The organism is Spirosoma rhododendri (assembly GCF_012849055.1).
Classification (GTDB): domain Bacteria; phylum Bacteroidota; class Bacteroidia; order Cytophagales; family Spirosomataceae; genus Spirosoma; species Spirosoma rhododendri.
Map to the genome: position 1 here is coordinate 4995140 of NZ_CP051677.1, position 19114 is coordinate 5014253.

Sequence of the window (19114 nt, forward strand, 5' to 3'; positions counted from 1 at the left end):
TAGAATGTCCGACAAATATAAGCGGCAATAACAGAATTAATAAAGGTGGTTTTGACCAATTGCCCTATTTACTACTGATTTTACGGAAAAATTATAATTTTAATTCGTAATATACCTTAATTTACCGTATTTTAACTCGACAGCAGCTAGTATTTCTACTCAGCCTGTTTTTCAGCAATTTGCCGCTACAAAGACTCTCTGCGCTCTTTTTCGGAGCGTTAAATCGTTGCTGTCGGCCATACTGTCCCCTACCGGGCTGACTACCAAACCGCTCGGGTACCCTACCTCACCGGCGGAACCCGTCACCGCTATTTTTTGTACTTTTGCCAGACAGTACCATCGATCGTGAAAAAAGTAGCTTTCTATACACTCGGCTGCAAACTCAACTTCTCCGAAACCTCAACGCTGGCCCGACTCATGGAACAGCAGGGTTTCGAGCGGGTAGAGTTCAATCAGCGGCCCGACGTCTTCATCATCAACACCTGCTCCGTTACCGACAATGCCGACAAAAAATGCCGGAAGATTGTCAGGGAAGCGCAGAAAATTAATCCAGATGGATACGTAGCTATTCTGGGCTGCTACGCACAGTTGAAACCGCAGGAAATTTCGGAGATTCCGGGCGTCGATGCGGTGCTGGGGGCGTCGGAGAAATTCCGGCTGCATGAGCTGATGCCGACCTTTACGAAGGTACCGAGCGGACAGCCCGCGCAGGTGTTCAACTCGCCCATCGAACACGCCATCGACTACCACGCTAGTTACTCGCTCAACGACCGGACACGCACATTCCTGAAAGTACAGGACGGCTGTGACTACCCCTGCGCCTACTGTACGATACCGCTGGCACGGGGCAAAAGCCGCTCTGATACGGTAGCAAACGTTGTGCAGATGGCGCGAGAAATTGCCGATCGTAACGTCAAGGAAATCGTGCTGACGGGCGTCAACATCGGTGATTTCGGCTTGATCGACGGCCAGCGGCAGGCTACGTTTCTGGACTTGGTCCGGGCGCTGGACGAGGTTGAGGGTATCGACCGATTCCGTATTTCGAGCATCGAGCCCAACCTGCTCACCGACGAGATCATCGAGTTTGTGGCGCAGTCGAAGCGGTTTGTGCCGCACTTCCACATACCGTTGCAATCGGGGTCTAACCAGGTGCTGGGCCTGATGCGTCGACGCTACAAACGCGAACTATATGCCGACCGGGTAGCCAAAATCAAGTCGTTGATGCCCGACGCCTGCATCGGTGTCGACGTGATTGTGGGGCATCCCGGCGAAACAAACGATGCCTTTCTGGACACGTACACGTTTTTGAACGAACTACCGATTTCGTATCTGCACGTGTTCACCTATTCCGAGCGGCCCAACACGGCAGCTGTCGATATCAAACTGGTTGTGCCGGGGTCGGTGCGGGCCGAACGGTCGAAGATGCTGCACATACTATCAGACAAGAAACGACGGGCGTTCTACGAATCACAGGTGGGCCGGGCAGCAACGGTTTTGTTTGAAGAAGACATTGCCGACGGACAGATGCAGGGCTTTACCGAAAACTACGTCCGCGTCGTAGCGACTTACGACCCGCTGCTTATCAACGAGTTGAAGCCGGTGCAACTAACGGGCCTCACCCCGATGGGTTGATGAACGTCAGCGAACTGGCTGAGGTTGTAGCGGCACATTGATGCGTTTACCAGCGAAGCCGTTCCGAAGAAGGGCGTACCAATCACGGGTAATCAACCAATAACGAACCGAGCCCGGGGTAGATCAGTACATGGTCTACCCCGGGCTCGGTTCGTTATTGGTAGTACGGTTAGTACGAATCAATCCCGATCAAACTGACGATCGTGCCTACTGCCCCAACCAGACTGACAATCAGACCAATAAAGGCAAGAGTACCCGTACCGAAAATCAGCATCAGTAGTCCCGCAATTAATAGAACTACGCTGCCGATCAGCTTCCCCTTCTTAATCATAGCCTTTTGCGGCTGATTGGGTGCCAGCTGACGGCTGATCTGTTTGTTTACTTTCCGCAACATCAGCCGCTCAATACCCGTCAGGTGTTGGGGCGTAGCCGTTTTCGTTAACCGCTGGGTTCCGGTGGTCGGCACCAGCATTCGTTCAATACGGCTCACATGGTTGGTCAGCGACTTACTGGCTGGTAACTCGCTGGTTTGCTTAGCGTAGACGTCAGACGGATCGATCGTCGTACCTGCCTGAACAGTCGCCTGACTCGGGTCGGCAATCTGCTGAACGGGGCTGATTACCGCCACGCTCTGTTCGCTCACGCGGGATGCGGGCTGAACTGGCCCACGTTGAAAGTAAGCCACCGGACGGCTACAGGAAGCGAGCATGGCGATGGCAAGTACTGTGCTGCAAAGCGACTTAGTAAAGAAGGTTGTCATTACATTGAGGTTTTCAGTAACTAAATAGAACGTCGATCGGCTGCGGTGCTAACATATTGATTATCACCTTTTTACCCGTATTACTGCTTCCGGGACTGGCTTTCCGCTGTACCTACCGCGCGCCGACGCAAACGCACCGGACACCTAAAAGTAGGCGAATTGATGTCAGCGTTCTTGCCCCGTCAGTGTTTCTAATCACTTCTTAACCGTCTTGTAAGGAGTTTACGAAAGGACGGATTTCAACTTGTAGTCTGCGTCGGATCGTCTCTGCGAACGCGTAGCCAGTATGGGTAATGATGCCGCACTTCCGGGAAGCTGGATTTACAGACGACCTCAGCCCACTACGATAAGCAGTTTATGACCGCCCGGGCAGATTTGATTCAGAGACCGGTTGTCATACTGTCCCGGTGTATTTGCGGTGGATGAGTTCAGCAACCAGCCCCGTCCAGCCGGTTTGGTGACTTGCCCCTACCCCACGGCCATTATCACCGTCGAAATACTCGTAGAACAGGATGTAGTCGCGGAAGTGAGGGTCCTCATTTTTGGCGTACTGCTGCAACACCGCCCGGTGTCCGTTAGCATCAACCGTAAACAGCGAGATCAGGCGATTCGCAATTTCGTCGGCCGCGTCGTGCAGGGTAATCTGTTTGCCAGAGCCAATCGGGTATTCGACGGTAAAGCCGTTGCCGAAATAGTGGTGAAATTTGTCGAGGCTCAGTACCATCAGGTAGTTGGTGGGCATCCAGACCGGCCCGCGCCAGTTGCTGTTACCACCAAACAAATCGCTGTTGCTCTCGGCGGGTGTGTAATCAAGTCGGAACGTGGTACCGTCGAGCGTGAAGGTATACGGCTGGTCGCGGTACACTTTCGACACCGCCCGAATGCCGTGCGGGCTCAAAAACTCCTGCTCATCGAGCATCCAGCGTAGCAGCGATTTAAGCCGGAAACCCCGGAGTAAACTCAACAGCCGGGTTTCGTCGGTTCCTTTCTCGGTATAGCGCGACACCTGGTTGTACAGGTCGGGGCGATGGCTGCGAAACCACTCCATCCGGGCCAGAAACGTCGGATTTTGCCGCAGAATGTCATCGTCAAGTACTTCGACGGCGAACAGTGGAATCAACCCAACCAGCGTGCGAACCTGCATTTTCTCGACGCTGCCGTCCGACATGCGAAGCTGATCGTAAAAGAACCGATCCTGCTCGTCCCATAAGCCTACGCCATCCTGCCCGATACGCGTAATAGCCCCGGCGATGTAGAGAAAATGGTCGAAGAACTTGGTCGCCATTTCGCTGTACACATCGTCGTGCCGGGCCAGTTCGAGCGCAATCCGCAGCATATTCAGTGCGTACATGGCCATCCAGCTTGTGCCATCGGCCTGTTCGAGATGGCTGCCATTGGGCAGTACGGCATTCCGGTCGAATACGCCGATGTTGTCGAGCCCCAGAAAGCCCCCTTCAAAAATGTTGTTGCCCAGCTCATCTTTGCGGTTGACCCACCAGGTGAAATTGAGCATCAGCTTGTGGAAGATCGCGCGCAGAAAACTGTGGTCGGCGGCACCAGTCGGGTGTTGCTGCTGATCGAGCGTGAACACCTGCAAAGCCGCCCACGCCTGTACGGGTGGGTTCACATCGGAGAAATTCCACTCGTAAGCCGGTAGTTGTCCGTTGGGGTGCATATACCATTCGTTGGTTAGCAGCATCAGTTGCTGCTTGGCCAGTTCAGGGTCGATCAGGGCCAGCGTGACGCAGTGAAACGACCAGTCCCAGGCGGCATACCAGGGGTACTCCCACTTGTCGGGCATCGAAATAACCCCGGCGTTGATAAGCTGCAACCAGGTATGGTTCCGGCCATTGTACCGCTCAGGGGGCGGGGGCGGCTGAGTCGGGTCGCCAGACAGCCAGCGCGACACATCGTAGTAGTAGAACTGCTTGCTCCAGAGCATCCCCGCAAACGCCTGTCGCTGCACGAGTTTCTCATCGTCGGTCGCTTTGGCCGGTTGTACAGCCGTGTAGAACAGGTCGGCCTCGGTTTTCCGCTGCGCAATGATCGAGTCGAAATCGGTGAACGGTTCGCGGAGTGTTGGGTGTACGTCGGTCGTGAGCGATAGCCGGACCCGCACAACGGCCTGCCCACCAGCCTCGACCGTCAGCTTGTAGTGTGCACTTGCTTTCGTACCCGTCTGCTCTCGATTGATCGAGTCAGTGCCGTGAATAAGGTGATCGTTGATACCGTCTTTCGGGTACGGCGTACCGTCGTGTACAGCGTACAACCGCGCCCGGTTCGATTCATTCTCGCAGAACAACCAGTCCGGATTGCCGTCAGCGTAAAGCACATACGAACCTAGCTGCGCGTGCGTCGCCCGGAGAAAACCGTCCTGCCGCAGGTTGATGCCGGGTCGCTGACTACTGACGCCATCGGTGTCGTCGCCCCAATCCCAGGTGTTGCGAAACCAGAGCGTCGGCAACAGCGTCAGGTCCGCCCGTTCGGTTCCCCGGTTGTGTACCGTTACAGCCATCAGCACGTCCTGCGGCCCGGCTTTGGCGTACTCTACGAACACATCGAAGTAGCGGTCCTGATCGAACAGGCCCGTGTCGAGCAGTTCGTATTCGGGATCGAGCCGGGTACGACGGCGGTTTTCGTCGATCAGCTGCTGGTATGGATACGCGGCCTGCGGGTACTTGTAGAGCATCCGCTGGTACGAGTGCGTGGGCGTGTTGTCGAGGTAGTAGTACAGCTCCTTGACGTCTTCCCCGTGATTGCCTTCGCTGTTGCTCAACCCAAAATACCGCTCTTTCAGAATGGGATCGGCCCCGTTCCACAGCGACAGGCCCAGGCACAGCGTTTGTTTGTCGTCGCAGAAGCCCGCGATGGCATCTTCCCCCCAGCGATACGCATAACTGCGGGCCATATCATGGGTCGTATAGCCCCACGCATCGCCGTTGGCACTGTAATCTTCCCGGACGGTTCCCCACTGCCGATCCGATACGTAGGGCCCCCACTGCCGCCACGCCGGATCGTTTAACCGCTTCTGTTCTGTAGTCATCTTTATGAGGGTTTAAGGTTTGTACCGGGCCGCCGGACGGTTCAAGGTTCCTCCGGTTGACGCCAACGACCTTATACGTTAAACCCTAAACCTTAAACTCGCTTCTTATCCATTATCCGAAAAACTCTCCAGCACCGTCATACCGCCGTCGATGAAGATGCTGGCTCCGGTGATGTAGTCCGACTGATCGGAGGCCAGAAAGACGGCCAGATTTCCAATGTCTTCGGGCTTGCCAATGCGGTTGTACGGAATCAGCGTCATCAGGCTGTTCAGAGCCTGCGGAGTTTCCCACGCACTTTTGTTGATCGGCGTCTGAATAGCACCGGGACAGATGCTGTTGACCCGGATGTGCCGGTCGCCGTATTCCTGCGCCAGCGATTGCATGAGCATTTTGATAGCCCCTTTCGACGATGCGTAGTTGACGTGCCCTGCCCAGGGGATTTGCTCGTGTACCGAACTCATACAGATGATCTTACCCGTTGCGCTCGACACCTCCGGGCGTGGCCCCCGGCGCAAAAACTCCCGGATGGCTGAACGGGCGCACAAAAACTGACCCGTCAGGTTGACGTCGATGACGGTGTTCCACTGCTCAAGCGTCATCTCGTCGAACTTGGCGTCGCGTTGCAGCCCGGCGTTGTTCACCAGAATATCGAGCGTACCAAACTGCGCGACGATATCGGCGAACATTTTCTCGACCTGATCTTCCTTACTAACGTCGCACTGGGCGATGATACCTTTACCGCCCGCCGAGGTAATCTCATCTAGCACGGCCTGAGCCGCTGCCTTCGTTGCCTCGACCGGGTAATTGACAACAACGGTTGCCCCGGCATCCGCCAGCGATTTGGCAACGCCCGCACCAATACCGCTGCTCGCTCCTGTAATCAGCGCGATCTGCCCATTCAGTACTTTATCCATGTGTTTGCAATCAGGAGATGTTTGTAGTAGCTACTTTTTTCGGTCCACTTTGTTCGGTGTACCCTGCACATGCTCCCCAAAGCAAACTTACGGACCGCACAATTGACGGCTGTTCACCACTACTACGGCATAAATTAACAGCCTTTTAACAGGGTATAACACCGCGCAGACCAGTGACGGCGGCCCATTTTACAGCACTCTTCATTTGTTACCGAAAGAGGTGTTTTTTAACTAATTGCATTATTCTACTATTTGTTTTTTCGGAAAAAGTACAAAGTCCTAAATAGTACTCATATTAGAAAAATACAATACATACGCTATTATGAGGGACTTGTTGAATTTTTTTAATAATAGCCCTACAATGGCAATAATGAATATAACGAAAGAATGAATTTTCACTAAAAGCCTGACGATCAGCCTGTGCCCTATTGCGTTGACACGTCTGTCCCGCACACCTTTGTCCCGGTAAAACAAAACTTTCAAACCAATGAAACAGATCCGTTTATCAATTGCTGTACTGGTATCAGTACTTAGTGTGGCAGGCGCAGGAGTCGCCAAAGCCGACACTGGTTCGGTCGTTGACGGGGTGAAAATCACGAAAGCCGATCAGAAAAAAGTTCGCGTATATACTCAAGCTGGTGCCCCTATTGACGTAGCCATCATCGACGCCAGTGGTAACGTGCTGTACAAAGGTGCCATGACCGGCAAAAAGCACTCGACTTCGTTTGACCTTAAAGGCCTGCCCGACGGTCAGTACTACCTGACAGCCGGTAACAACGCCTGGTGGATGTCGCAGGGCCTGAGCATCAGCAACAACGCCCTGACGGTCGAAGACAGCAAGCTGCAACAAGTGGTTCACCCGACGGTAACGGCTTACAACAACAGTAAAGTAGAAGTGGTTATGCCCGCCAAAAACGTAGATGACGCCAATGTTGCTATCTACGATGCGCAGAACACGCTGGTACACACCGGTTCGTTCTCGGGTCCGGTTGGCCGTTTCGATCTGTCGGCTCTGCCAGACGGTTCGTACACGTTCGTAGTTGGTCCTGAGCAGAAGCAGTTCGTGACGCGCGTTAACATCAGCCACTAATCGGCTATCAATCTCACCATCAGCAAACAAGCGGCCCGTTCCCGATTTAGGGAACGGGCCTTTTTTGTCGAAACGCGACCGCCCGTTGGCGCAATTGGCTATACAGTCACCGTTATGCCGCGCATCCGCAACAGCGACAATTCCTTCATTTTCGACTCGACCATAATATCAACCTCTTTCCCGTAGGTATTAATGGGCGAATAAATCCAGTCGGCATGGGCTTCGCGCCGGGCGGTACTGTCTTCGTGGTTCTGGCGGGAATCGGAAAAGTGAAACACTGGCCGCACATCCCACGTATTGTAAGCAGTGAGAAACGCTTCCTCTTCGGTTTGCGAGCCGGGATTCAACGAATGGTGAAAGTAATCAAAGACAATGGGGGTGCCGATAGTCTCCGACAGGGGTACCAGATCCTCAACCGTGTACAGGCTGACCCGATCGTCATTTTCGACCGTCAGGCGGGCGCGCAGGCCAGCCGAAAGCAGGTTGAAATTCTGCGCAAACCGGATCAGCGTCGCTTCCTTATCACCGTAGGTACCACCAACGTGGATGTTAATCTTGTTCCAGTGTGACGGTGTAAGCCCCATCAGGTCAAACAGTTCAGACTGGTATTCGAGATCTTTAATTGTATTGTCGAGTACACTCCCCTGCCCCGCCAGATGATTGAACGGGCCGGGGTGAACTGTCAGGCGAATGGGGCGGGTACCGATATCTTCCAGCGTGGCCCGAATGTCGGGGAAGTCGGGCAGTTCGGCCAGCTTGTACTCAGATGCCCACGGAAATATATCCGACGACATTCGAAAGATGCGAAACCCGTTTTCCAGATTCCAGTCGATGATTTTCAGCAGATCAGTTACGTTTTTCAGGGCCAGTTCCGACGCATAGCCGATGCCTTTCGTCAGAAACGTCTTTCGGATCATGCCCCGGTTGGTCGTGATCTTTTCGGCCTGTAGGCTCAGATTAATGCAGGCATACCCCACGTTTGACGATGTCGATTCCATAGGTAATCAACGATCCGTATTGGTGGATGGTTTTTGCGGACTACCGTTCGGTCAAAAGTAGGTGACTGCTCAACCGACCTCAGGTCGAATCCTTATATATTAATGCCCATACCGTTACTAACTACCTACGATGAATGATTTCACGCTTGCTCAGTTGTCCAGTATCGCCGATAGCTATCTGCGTATGGCCCGAACGCTGACCGAACTTCAGTTGGCGCACTGGCCCGAGTTTACGTATGAACAACAGCTTGATCTGAACGCGTACCAGAATAGCCTGCTCAATCGGGCACATGACATACAGACCCGGGCCGTCAACCCAGCCGTCGATCAGGCGGAAAAGCTCACTGAACGTATTCAGCAAACAATCGGCTACATCTGCGACCGGCTGCTGATAATCAATAATATACCGGTAGCCCTCACGCTGGGCGCGCTGATTGTAGCGCTGGCATCGTATGTAGCGCGCGACAACCGGAAAGGCATCCAGTCGGCATTCAGGGAATTAAATCATCTGCTTGATTCCGAACACGCATAAAAAAAGCGGCTGGATCTGTTCCAGCCGCTTTTTTTATGCCCATTACCCCAGTTAGTTGGGCATGATAATACCCGACGGCGACTTGGTGCCGACCAGTTCGACTTCAAACACCAGATCCTGACCAGCCAGTGGGTGGTTGGCGTCGAGCGTTACGCTGGTATCGTCCAGTTTACGCACGATTACCGGAATCGGACGTGGGTTGCCATCTTCGTGCATATTGAGTGTCATGCCCACTTCAAGCGGAATATCTTCGGGAATGTCAGACCGGTTCAGGGTAAAGATCATCTCTTCATTGGCCGGGCCGTATGCGTCCTCTACAGGTATATTGATCGTCTTCTTATCGCCTTCGCTCATACCCAGCACGCCATCATCAAACCCTTTGATGACCTGTCCGCTGCCGACCGTAAATTCAAGTGGAGAACGACCTTCTGATGAGTCGAACACGGTTCCATCTGTCAGGGTGCCTTTGTAGTGTACCTGAACGGTGTCTCCGGATTTTGCTTGTGCCATAGTATGTAGGACTAGTTTTGCAGTATAACCCAAAAGAAAGATAAGCGTTCAGAAACGCGGGATGTTTATCTGCTTTTTCGTCCTATATACTCAGTATCAGCAATTTCTTGCCGCGGAAATTTGACTATATCGGAAACTTATATATGTTTGCTTTCAGTCGATAAATCACCAGTTTTTTATGGAAGCATCGGGTCAGGAATTTCTACGCGGCACGCTCAAAACGATTGTGCTCAACTTACTGGCCGACCCCGCACCCGGTGGCCCCCGCCGGATGTACGGCTACGAAATTACGCAGGCCGTTCACGACCGAACCCACGGCGACATCACGCTCTCATTCGGCGCACTGTATCCGGTACTGCACAAGCTCGAACAGGACGGCCTGTTGCTGACAGACACCGAAGAAGTAGACGGACGTATGCGAAAATATTACTCACTGACCCCGCAGGGCAATCAGGTGGCTATCCAGAAAACATCTGATTTCGAACGCTTTGTCCGCTCTGTCAGGAGTCTGCTCCAATCGCCGGGCGAACTGTCGCCGGGTCTCTAGCCCTGTTCTTTTTGACTAAACCTTCGTTACAAACACTCGTTACGGTCATGGAAAAACTTAGCGACGAACAAGTAGCGCTGCTACGCCAACACCTGCTCACAACCGGTACCTCCGACGCCCTGATTAATGAACTGATCGATCACCTCGCCTGTGAAGTTGAACGGTACATCTGGCTCGGCCTGCCTTTTGACCGCGCCCTGGAAACGGTGACAGAACAGGCAACTCACAAAGCCGTCCGGCACTTGCGCGAAACGTATCAGGTCGAACTGACCATGTCTGACGAGCAGCTACAGCAGGCCAGCCTCGACGACATCGTTTTTCAGTTTCGCAACAAAGCCTACGGTGCCTACGACCTTCGCCAATCGTATCGGTTGGCTATGCGCAACGCGATCATCATGGGCATTAGCTTCTGCCTGATGCTGGTCGCTATTCTCGACGGCATAAATCGCAAAGAGTGGTCATATATCAGCCTGACGGGCCTGGCCTGGATTCTGGGCGTAGCGGGTATGACTTATGCGGGCGTAAGCTGGTACCTCGCCCGCATCCGGGAGCAGCAGTATTCAGTTTAACGTTTGAGGGTCAACATTTAAGGTTTCTGGCTATCGACCATGCAACCTTAAACGTTGACCCTCAAACATTAAACGAGCAAAGCTAGTACGCTCTGGCAAACAGCACCCGGCCTTTGGATGGCTTGCCGGAGAAGACATCGACACCTTCTTCGGGTTCCTGATCGAACGGGATACAGCGGATCGTGGCTTTGGTGGCTTCCTTGATGGCGTCTTCGGTTTCGGCCGTGCCGTCCCAGTGGGCCAGAATAAAGCCGCCCTTTTCGATCTGCTCCTGAAACTGCTCGAACGTATCGACTTTGAACGTGTTGGCCGTGCGGAAGTCTTTGGCGCGGTTATAAATGCTCGCCTGAATATCGTCGAGCAGGGCTTTGATCCGATCGGTCAGACCGTCGAACGGAACCGTTTCCTTGGTTTTGAGGTCACGCCGGGCAATTTCGACGGTACCGTTTTCCAGATCGCGCGCACCCATCGCCAGCCGGACCGGTACACCACGCAGCTCATACTCGGCAAACTTCCAGCCGGGCTTGTTGGCGTCCGAATCATCGTATTTGACTGAGATACCAGCCTTACGCAGTTCCTGCACCAGCGGCTTTACTTTGGCCGAGATGGTTTCCAATTGCTCATCGGTACGGTAGATCGGTACGATCACGACCTGAATTGGCGCCAGTTTCGGCGGCAGCACCAGCCCATCGTCGTCGGAGTGAGCCATGATGAGCGCCCCCATCAGCCGGGTCGATACGCCCCACGAGGTACCCCAGACGTGGTCGAGCTGATTCTGTTTGTTCAGAAACTGCACGTCGAACGCTTTGGCGAAGTTCTGCCCCAGGAAGTGCGACGTTCCGGCCTGCAACGCTTTGCCATCCTGCATCATCGCTTCAATGCAAAGTGTATCGACAGCGCCCGCAAAACGTTCCGAGGGGGTCTTGGCCCCCGCACAACCGGTACGCCCATCCACTCTTCAGCGAACGTCGCGTATACCTCCAGCATCTGCCGGGTTTCGGCTTCGGCTTCCTCCGACGTTGCGTGGGCGGTGTGGCCCTCCTGCCAGAGAAACTCGGTGGTCCGCAGGAAAATCCGCGTCCGCATTTCCCACCGCACGACGTTGGCCCATTGGTTGATAAGCAACGGCAGGTCGCGGTACGACTGAATCCAGTTTTTATAGGTGCTCCAGATAACCGTTTCCGACGTCGGGCGCACAATCAGTTCTTCTTCCAGTTTGGCCTCCGGGTCAACAATTACGCCCGAGCCGTCTTCGGCGTTCTTGAGCCGATAGTGGGTAACGACGGCACACTCTTTGGCAAAGCCTTCGACGTGCGACGCTTCTTTGCTGAGAAACGATTTGGGGATAAACAGCGGGAAGTACGCGTTGGAGTGACCCGTTTCCTTGAACATATCGTCGAGGGCGCGCTGCATTTTTTCCCAGATCGAGAAGCCATACGGCTTGATAACCATGCAGCCCCGAACGGCTGAATTTTCGGCCAGATCGGCGCGTTTAATTAACTCGTTGTACCACTCGGAGTAGTTTTCACTCCGCGACGGAATTGCTTTTGCCATGCGTATATCGTGATCCGGTTTGTCTGTCGATAAGCCCCTCGATCACTTATTTTTTTAGACTGTTTTAAACCAGTTGCGCTCAACTGGAATCTATAGAATGAATCCTTGCAAAGATAGGTTTTAATCCTATTTTTGTAATCAATCGGCCTGTTCTGCTGTTATATATGCAGGAGAGATATGTGCAGCTCGAACGACGTAATAAATTCCTTGCCAAATGAAAACGCAACCTTTATATCGCTATCTGTCACTGGCCGCGTTGCTAAGTATATGGGGTTGTTCCTCAACGATACAAACAGCGCAGAACACCGGTGAAATCGATGACCTGTACGGCTCATCGAGCAACGCGCAGGTATACGCCAGCGCCAGCAACAACGCATCATCGGCGACAACGCAGCGCAACACGCGCCAGCGGTCATCAGTGCGTGGTCGTAACGCGAATCCGGATTATAACGACGACCAGCAGTACAACAACGGTTCCAACACCGACGAGTACTACTCGGAACTGAGCACCCGAAACCTGAACCGGGGTATTTCGCCCGATCCGGGCTGGAGCGACAACTCAGCCAATGGGTACGCTGGCACCAGCAGTTACAACAGCGGATTCGTCAACGGCTATAATGCAGCCCAGACGTCAGCACTTAGCTGGAACCGCTGGGGCTTCAACAACACCGGCTTCTATAGCGGTCTGGGCTTAGGGCTCGGCCTGGGCTATGGTGGTTTTGGTGGCTTCGGCTACAGCCCCTTCTATGGTGGCTTCAACTCGCCTTACTACTACGATTCGTTTGCCTACAGCCCATTCGGCTATGGTGGCGGATTCGGCGGGTTCGGGTATAGTCCCTTCTATTCGCCATTCGGCTACAGTGCTTTTGCCTACAGCCCGTTCGGCTACGGCTATGGGCTGGGTAACTACTACGGTGGCGGTTACTATGGCGGTGGCTACGGTTATCCGGGCTACGTCAACAACGTGATCGTTACGGGTGCTGACCCTTACCGGAACAACCGGACGTACTACAGTGGCAGCCGCACGGCAGGCCGGTACTCGTCGGATTTCGACAACACCAACCGGGGTTACAATGCCGGTGGTCGTCGGGCAGCAACGGGTGCGTACGCCAATTCGTCGGGAGCAGCAACAACGGGTTCCAGCTCGAACAGTGGTTACTACGCTCCGCGCGGTGGTCGCAACAACTCGTACTATTACGACAACGGTAGTGCAGCCCGCACATCGGGCAACAGCGTTCCGACCTACAGCGGCAATGCAAACGCAACGAGCACCTATTCGGCACCACGCGGTGGCCGGGGGTACTCTAACTCGAACGATTACTACAGCAACGGTGGTGGCCGGTCGAGCTATCAGCAGCAACCCAGCTACCAGGCTCCCCAGCGGACCTATCAGAGCCAGAGTCGCTCGTACCAGCAGCCCAGCTATCAGCAGCCGTCTTACCAGTCGCAGAGCCGGAGCTACAGCCAGCCCAGTTTCAGCGCACCATCGAGTGGCGGCTTCTCGGGCGGTAGCCGGGGCGGTGGCGGTAGTGTAGGTGGTGGCAGCGTCGGCGGTGGCGGACGTGGCCCGCGCTAGTCAGCATCATTAGATTTAGCTAAAAAAAACCCGGCGACTCTTACAATCGCCGGGTTTTTTCGTTTTGTATTAACAACACGGATTCGGTGATTAAACGTCACGGCATTCACACACTCTAAAGGGCGTTTAGGTACCCCTGAATCACTACTTTATATGAGACACACACTATATGCGACAGCCCTGCTGCTATCGGTAGCCCAGCTGACCTACGGGCAGGATACGCCTTCTGCTTACGCGGATGCAACGTATCAGTATTCCGACAACGTGCTTAACGGAACGGCCCGCTTCCGGGGAATTGGCGGTAACCATGCCGCTCTGGGTGGCGACGCCAGTAATTTGTTTGGCAACCCCGCCGGTCTGGGTTTCTACAACCGGTCGGAGTTTAGTATAAGCCCCTCGTTCAACGGGGCCAATAACCGCAGTTCGTTTCTGGGCTCGCAAACAACAGGTTCGCAGGGCAACGTGAGCATCGGGCAGTTAAGCGTTATTTTCGCCGGTCGCGACAATGGCCCCGACAATCGGCGCTTTCGCCGGTCGTCGTTTGGCATATCGTACTCGCAGGCCCTGAATTTTCAGGATTATTACAATGCCATCGGGCAGAACAACAATCGCAACTCGTCGATCCTGCAAACGTACGTTAACTCGGCTAACTCGGCAGGCTACACGGGTGCAGCACTCAACGACCTGTACGATTTCAACACCAATCAGGCCGATAATGCAGCGGCAGCGGCCTACCAGCTCTACCTGATTGACCCGACCGCTACAGGTGCCAACACGTCAGGCCCGCCCTACTCGCGTGCCGATGCCAACACCGCCAAACTGCAACAAGCCACCATCAGCCGGTCGGGAGCCAGCTCGCAGTGGACGCTGGCCTATGCGGGTAATTTCGACGATAAGCTGTACATCGGCGGTTCGCTGGGCATTACGCGGCTGCGCTTCAACTCGACGTTTATGTTTACCGAAACGCCGATCAACGGAAGCAGCTTCAACAACTACAGCCAGACCAATACGCTCACCGCGACCGGAACGGGTATCAACGCCACGCTGGGTATCATCTACAAAATTGCACCGGAAGTACAGATCGGGGCTACGGTTGTCAGCCCGACGTTTAGTAGCGTCCGCGAGTTGTTCCAGCAAAGTCTGGCCGCCAGCCCCCGCGACCCAAATATCATTAACCCATCCAATGGCCCCACCCCGCCGAGCAGCGTTGCAGTCGTTACGAGCAACGACGATTTTCCCTACTCAATGCAGACACCTTTCCGGGCGACGGGTGGTGCTACGGTATTCCTTGGAAAAGCAGGCTTCCTGACCGCAACGGCCGAATACGTTGGTTACGGAGGTATGCGGGCGCGCACCACAGCTTTCAACGACGTTCAGTTGAATAATCAATTTCGCAATGATGTGAGGCAGGAAGTGCAGGCTACGTACAAGAGCGTGGTGAATCTGCGGGCCGGGGCTGAGTTCCGTGCGGGTATCGCCCGGATTCGGGCCGGTGTGGGCTACCTGCCCAGTGCCTACGTATTCGATCTCGACCGTGTTCCCCGCGCCGACCGGTCCAAGCTACTGGTATCGGCTGGTCTGGGCGTTCGCAATGAGCGGTTCTTCGCCGACCTGTCAGGGTCATACCTGACCTACTCGTCGGGCTTCACGCCCTATTCGCTCCCCAGCGACGCCAACACACCTACCGTGCTGACCAACAACCGGGGCACAAACGTGACGCTGTCGGTAGGGACGTTCTTCTGATTTAAAGAGCGAAAGAGATAAAGAGTGAAAGAGCGAAAAACCATCCGGCATATTCGCTCTTTCACTCTTTATCTCTTTCGCTCTTTGAAACTACAGCCACCGCCCAAGCTGTCTCAGGATGTAGTCTGCGTCGGTTTCGCCGGAGACGACGATGTGGGCTTGTGTGTAGAAATGCGAACGGTCGGCACAGCGCTTTTGCAGATCAAGCAGCAGTTTCGGATCAGACGCGTTGAAGAGTGGCCGGTCGGCCTGTCCGTGCGCAACCATGCGCTGGTGGAGAATCTCGACGGGCACATTGAGAAACACCGAAATACCTGTCTCGTTGATGTACGTCATGTTGTCGAAGTGGCAGGGCATTCCGCCCCCCGTCGATACCACGAGACTGCGACCCGGCTGAATCGTACGCAGCACGCGCCGTTCAGCCTCCCGGAAGTACGCTTCCCCCGACTGCGCGAAAATCTCCGGTACAGAGCGCCCCTCTTCCCGTACGATCATCCGGTCAGTATCCACAAAATGATAGTGCAGCGCATCGGCGATACGCTTCCCCAGCGTACTCTTCCCCGACGACGGCATCCCGATCAGAAAAATATTCTTCATTCGCGAATGAGCGAATGATTGAGTGAATGAGTGATTGAGTGATTAAGTGATTGAATGATTTGTAGCCAACCACTCTGTCACTCAATCACTCAATCATTCAATCACTCAACCATTCACTAATTGTTTTACCTCCTCCGCACTGGGTGTGGTGTTGTAGTGCCATTTGCCACGCACGACACCGTCCTGCATCAACCAGGTGCCGGGGTTCGACCGCATGATCGTTTTCAGCACCGTAGCGTCGACCTTGTAATAAGGCAGGCCCCCTAACTGAAACTCGTTCTGAAACGCCTTGATTTCGTCGTCGCTCACTGACGTCAGGATGTACGGTTTGACGTCAGAACCTTTCAGTCCGTCAACCAGCGAGCGGATAGCAGGCAGGCTACCAGCATCGAGATCGGTCGTCTTCTTAACGATGACGAAGAGTTTTTTACCTTCGAACGTCTGCTGCGTGAAATCGCTTTCATCGTTCCAGACGCGATAGTCGGTGATCTTCGGCTTCGCGCTTTCGTTGACGAGCTGCATCTCCTTGAACTTGTAGGTCGTATCGGTCGGGTATTTCTCGAAGGTTTCGGTCTTGCCGTTCTTCTCCATCACGTACCGGTAACGCAGCGGTTCCGACGGTTTCATCTGCGCCGGGATACTTTTACCAACGGCGTAGGGAAGCAGATCGAGCGGGGGCAGGAACGAGATGGCGTATACACCCAGCCCCAGCGTCAGCACCGTCGTCAGAAAAACGACCCAGCCCGTTTTGCGGGGTGTGATACGGTTGCGGTGCCCAATAATAAACAGGATCAACACCGTCAGCACGACGTCTTTACCGAACGATGTCCACGGCTTTAGTTTGATCGCGTCGCCGAAGCAACCGCAGTCGGTAACGCGGTTGAAATAAGCCGAGTAAAACGTCAGAAACGTAAAGAACGTAATCAGGAAAAAAAGCAGCCACACCGTCAGCTTCGGCTTGTACGACACCAGCAGGGCAACCCCCAGAATAATCTCGGCCGCGCAGAACAGCACCGACATCGTCAGCGTAAACGGTACCAGTGCCAGAAAGAAATTGTGCAGCAGCGGTACATCCTGCGCGAAGACCTCGAAGTATTCTTCAAACTTGATCTGCGTGCCAACGGGGTCATTGAGCTTAATCAGCCCCGAAAAAATAAACACAATCCCGACCAGAAACCGGGCAATCCGGGCCGCCCACAGCATCGGCGGTGTTCCGGTCTTAATCTTGGGCTGCGTCGTTGCAGGATTCATGTAGCGTGTTAATAGTTGAATCGACAGGAGTACAGGATGAACAGGATTTTCTTTTTAGCCGATTCACAGCCAATGAAAAATGAAGGAAATCCTCTAATCCTGTCTATACCTTAGTTGTCAGTTTAATCAGACAGAAAACGGCGTAGTTGATCATATCCATATAATTGGCGTCGACACCTTCCGAAATCAGCGTTGCACCCTGATTATCCTCGATCTGTTTCGTACGCAGCAGTTTCATCAGCACAATGTCGGTCATCGAACTGACCCGCATATCGCGCCACGCTTCGCCGTAATCGTGGTTTTTGGCAAACAGCAACTCCATCACCCGCCCTACCTGCGCATCGTACAGCTGCTCCAGCTCGGCCGTAGGAATGTCCATGCGGGGCGGCTCGTCGGTAGGGTTGTTCTGAAAAGCGAGCTGAATGAGTGCCATCACGCAGTAATTGATGATACCAACAAATTCTGGCTCAATACCTTCGCCCACTTTGCTGACACCCGTCTCCTGCAACGTGCGGATGCGCTGGGCTTTAATGAAAATCTGATCGGTGATGCTCGGCAGCCGCAGAATTCGCCAGGCTGTACCGTAATCCTGGTTTTTTTTCAGGAACAGACTTTTGCACCGCTCAATTACCTGCCGATATTCGGCCTCTGTCTTTGTCATAGTTTAAGGTTTAAGGTTTACAGTTTAATGTTATCAACAGCTAAAACCTTAAACATTGAACAATAAACCTTGAACTTATTCATGCCGAAAGGTACGAAAAAAACGCTGAACTGCCGGGGACGGCTCGTTGCGCTCGACACGCCCGTCGTGATGGGTATTCTCAACGTCACGCCCGATTCCTTCTATGCTGGTAGCCGGGTGATGGACCCTGCACACACGACTGACCTGGTGCTGGAGCGCGCCGGACAGATGCTTGCTGAAGGAGCCACGTTCCTCGATCTGGGCGGCTACTCCACCCGGCCCGGTGCCGCCGATATTAGCCCCGCCGAGGAAGCCGACCGGCTCCTCCCCGCCATCGAAGCCATCCGGCAGCACTACCCCGATGCCCTGCTGTCGATCGATACGTTTCGGGCGTCGGTAGCCCGGCAGGCCATCGCAGCGGGTGCCCACCTGATCAACGATGTTAGTGGCGGCACACTGGACCCTACCATGTTCGACACCGTAGCGGCCCTGCGCGTACCCTACGTACTGATGCACATGCGGGGAACACCCCAAACGATGCAGTCACGGGCGACCTACACAAACGTAGCGACTGAAGTTATCGACGAACTGGCCACTCAACTGGTACGGCTACGCACGTTAGGGGTAGCCGACATCCTTCTAGACCCCGGTTTTGGGTTCGCGAAAACCCCCGCCCATAATTTTGAGCTGCTCAATAATCTCGATGCATTCCGGCTGTTTGACGAACCACTGCTCGTGGGTCTGTCGCGCAAGACAACTATCTGGAAAACACTGGGCATCACCGCCGAAGAAGCCCTCAACGGCACTACCGTACTGAACACAGTTGCCCTGCAAAAAGGAGCGTCTATACTGCGGGTTCATGACGTACGGGAGGCCGCTGAAGCCATTAAACTGACGCAGCAGCTAACTTTTTTTTAGGGTAGCTATTGCGTCCACGGTTTTTAAACCCTACTTTTGCATTCCCAAATCGGGAAAACGATCTGGTAGCTCAGCTGGTAGAGCAATACACTTTTAATGTATGGGTCCTGGGTTCGAATCCCAGCCGGATCACCAAGACAAGAAAGGCCACTCTGTACAGAGTGGCCTTTCTTGTTTACGCCCTATTTCCCCAGACG

At 54.1% G+C, this 19114-nt stretch carries 15 protein-coding genes, 1 tRNA gene and 2 pseudogenes; 9 read left to right on the forward strand and 9 right to left on the reverse strand.

Translation table 11 applies throughout. The features are described 5' to 3' along the window. Positions 1-345 precede the first annotated feature (345 nt). Positions 346-1673 (forward strand): annotated as a pseudogene (gene mtaB, locus HH216_RS20790) (tRNA (N(6)-L-threonylcarbamoyladenosine(37)-C(2))-methylthiotransferase MtaB). A gap of 128 nt (positions 1674-1801) precedes the next feature. Here mtaB and HH216_RS26265 read toward each other — a convergent pair. From HH216_RS26265 to HH216_RS20805, 3 genes are all read right to left on the reverse strand, one after another. Continuing rightward, positions 1802-2392 (reverse strand): hypothetical protein, encoded by a 591-nt coding sequence (locus HH216_RS26265; RefSeq protein ID WP_254448545.1) that lies wholly within the window; start codon positions 2390-2392, stop codon positions 1802-1804. 394 nt (positions 2393-2786) lie between these two features. Then, a complete protein-coding gene (locus HH216_RS20800; RefSeq protein ID WP_169552552.1) occupies positions 2787-5435 on the reverse strand; it encodes an MGH1-like glycoside hydrolase domain-containing protein in 2649 nt (882 codons plus the stop codon). Positions 5436-5540: 105 nt separating this feature from the next. Continuing rightward, positions 5541-6350: an SDR family oxidoreductase gene (locus HH216_RS20805; RefSeq protein WP_169552553.1), complete on the reverse strand. Its 810-nt coding sequence runs from the start codon at positions 6348-6350 to the stop codon at positions 5541-5543. Between the two features lie 487 nt (positions 6351-6837). Here HH216_RS20805 and HH216_RS20810 point away from each other — a divergent pair, with 487 nt between their 5' ends. After that, positions 6838-7440 carry a T9SS C-terminal target domain-containing protein gene (locus tag HH216_RS20810; RefSeq protein ID WP_169552554.1) on the forward strand — a complete coding sequence of 201 codons (603 nt, stop codon included), beginning with the start codon at positions 6838-6840 and terminating at the stop codon, positions 7438-7440. A gap of 98 nt (positions 7441-7538) precedes the next feature. On the opposite strand, the gene uvsE is transcribed toward HH216_RS20810, so the two are convergent. After that, on the reverse strand, positions 7539-8438 hold the full coding sequence (uvsE, locus tag HH216_RS20815; protein ID WP_169552555.1) for a UV DNA damage repair endonuclease UvsE: 900 nt from the start codon (positions 8436-8438) through the stop codon (positions 7539-7541). 130 nt (positions 8439-8568) lie between these two features. On the opposite strand from uvsE, the gene HH216_RS20820 reads away from it, so the two are divergent. Then, positions 8569-8970: a hypothetical protein gene (locus tag HH216_RS20820; RefSeq protein WP_169552556.1), complete on the forward strand. Its 402-nt coding sequence runs from the start codon at positions 8569-8571 to the stop codon at positions 8968-8970. A gap of 51 nt (positions 8971-9021) precedes the next feature. Here the strand turns inward: HH216_RS20820 and HH216_RS20825 are convergent, their stop codons facing one another. After that, the gene (locus HH216_RS20825; RefSeq protein ID WP_169552557.1) at positions 9022-9480 is read right to left on the reverse strand and encodes an FKBP-type peptidyl-prolyl cis-trans isomerase; all 459 of its coding nucleotides are present in this window, start codon (positions 9478-9480) and stop codon (positions 9022-9024) included. Between the two features lie 178 nt (positions 9481-9658). Between HH216_RS20825 and HH216_RS20830 the strand changes: the two genes are divergently transcribed. Further along, complete coding sequence (locus HH216_RS20830; RefSeq protein ID WP_169552558.1) at positions 9659-10027, forward strand: PadR family transcriptional regulator; 369 nt, start codon at positions 9659-9661, stop codon at positions 10025-10027. A 47-nt stretch (positions 10028-10074) separates the two neighbouring features. Further along, complete coding sequence (locus HH216_RS20835) at positions 10075-10596, forward strand: hypothetical protein (RefSeq protein ID WP_169552559.1); 522 nt, start codon at positions 10075-10077, stop codon at positions 10594-10596. A gap of 82 nt (positions 10597-10678) precedes the next feature. On the opposite strand, the pseudogene proS reads toward HH216_RS20835, so the two are convergent. Continuing rightward, positions 10679-12150, reverse strand: a pseudogene (proS, locus tag HH216_RS20840) (proline--tRNA ligase). Positions 12151-12364: 214 nt separating this feature from the next. On the opposite strand from proS, the gene HH216_RS20845 reads away from it, so the two are divergent. Both HH216_RS20845 and HH216_RS20850 read left to right on the forward strand, forming a co-directional pair. After that, on the forward strand, positions 12365-13726 hold the full coding sequence (locus tag HH216_RS20845) for a hypothetical protein (RefSeq protein WP_169552560.1): 1362 nt from the start codon (positions 12365-12367) through the stop codon (positions 13724-13726). A 153-nt stretch (positions 13727-13879) separates the two neighbouring features. Beyond that, complete coding sequence (locus tag HH216_RS20850) at positions 13880-15469, forward strand: hypothetical protein (protein WP_169552561.1); 1590 nt, start codon at positions 13880-13882, stop codon at positions 15467-15469. 90 nt (positions 15470-15559) lie between these two features. Here the strand turns inward: HH216_RS20850 and HH216_RS20855 are convergent, their stop codons facing one another. From HH216_RS20855 to HH216_RS20865, 3 genes are all read right to left on the reverse strand, one after another. Beyond that, on the reverse strand, positions 15560-16066 hold the full coding sequence (locus tag HH216_RS20855) for a shikimate kinase (RefSeq protein ID WP_169552562.1): 507 nt from the start codon (positions 16064-16066) through the stop codon (positions 15560-15562). A 105-nt stretch (positions 16067-16171) separates the two neighbouring features. Then, positions 16172-17317: a BT_3928 family protein gene (locus HH216_RS20860; RefSeq protein ID WP_254448546.1), complete on the reverse strand. Its 1146-nt coding sequence runs from the start codon at positions 17315-17317 to the stop codon at positions 16172-16174. Between the two features lie 103 nt (positions 17318-17420). Next, complete coding sequence (locus HH216_RS20865; protein ID WP_169552563.1) at positions 17421-17978, reverse strand: DUF1599 domain-containing protein; 558 nt, start codon at positions 17976-17978, stop codon at positions 17421-17423. Between the two features lie 81 nt (positions 17979-18059). Between HH216_RS20865 and folP the strand changes: the two genes are divergently transcribed. Both folP and HH216_RS20875 read left to right on the forward strand, forming a co-directional pair. Beyond that, on the forward strand, positions 18060-18917 hold the full coding sequence (gene folP, locus HH216_RS20870; RefSeq protein WP_169552565.1) for a dihydropteroate synthase: 858 nt from the start codon (positions 18060-18062) through the stop codon (positions 18915-18917). 59 nt (positions 18918-18976) lie between these two features. Further along, a tRNA-Lys gene (locus tag HH216_RS20875) sits at positions 18977-19052 on the forward strand. The last annotated feature ends 62 nt before the right edge of the window (positions 19053-19114 follow it).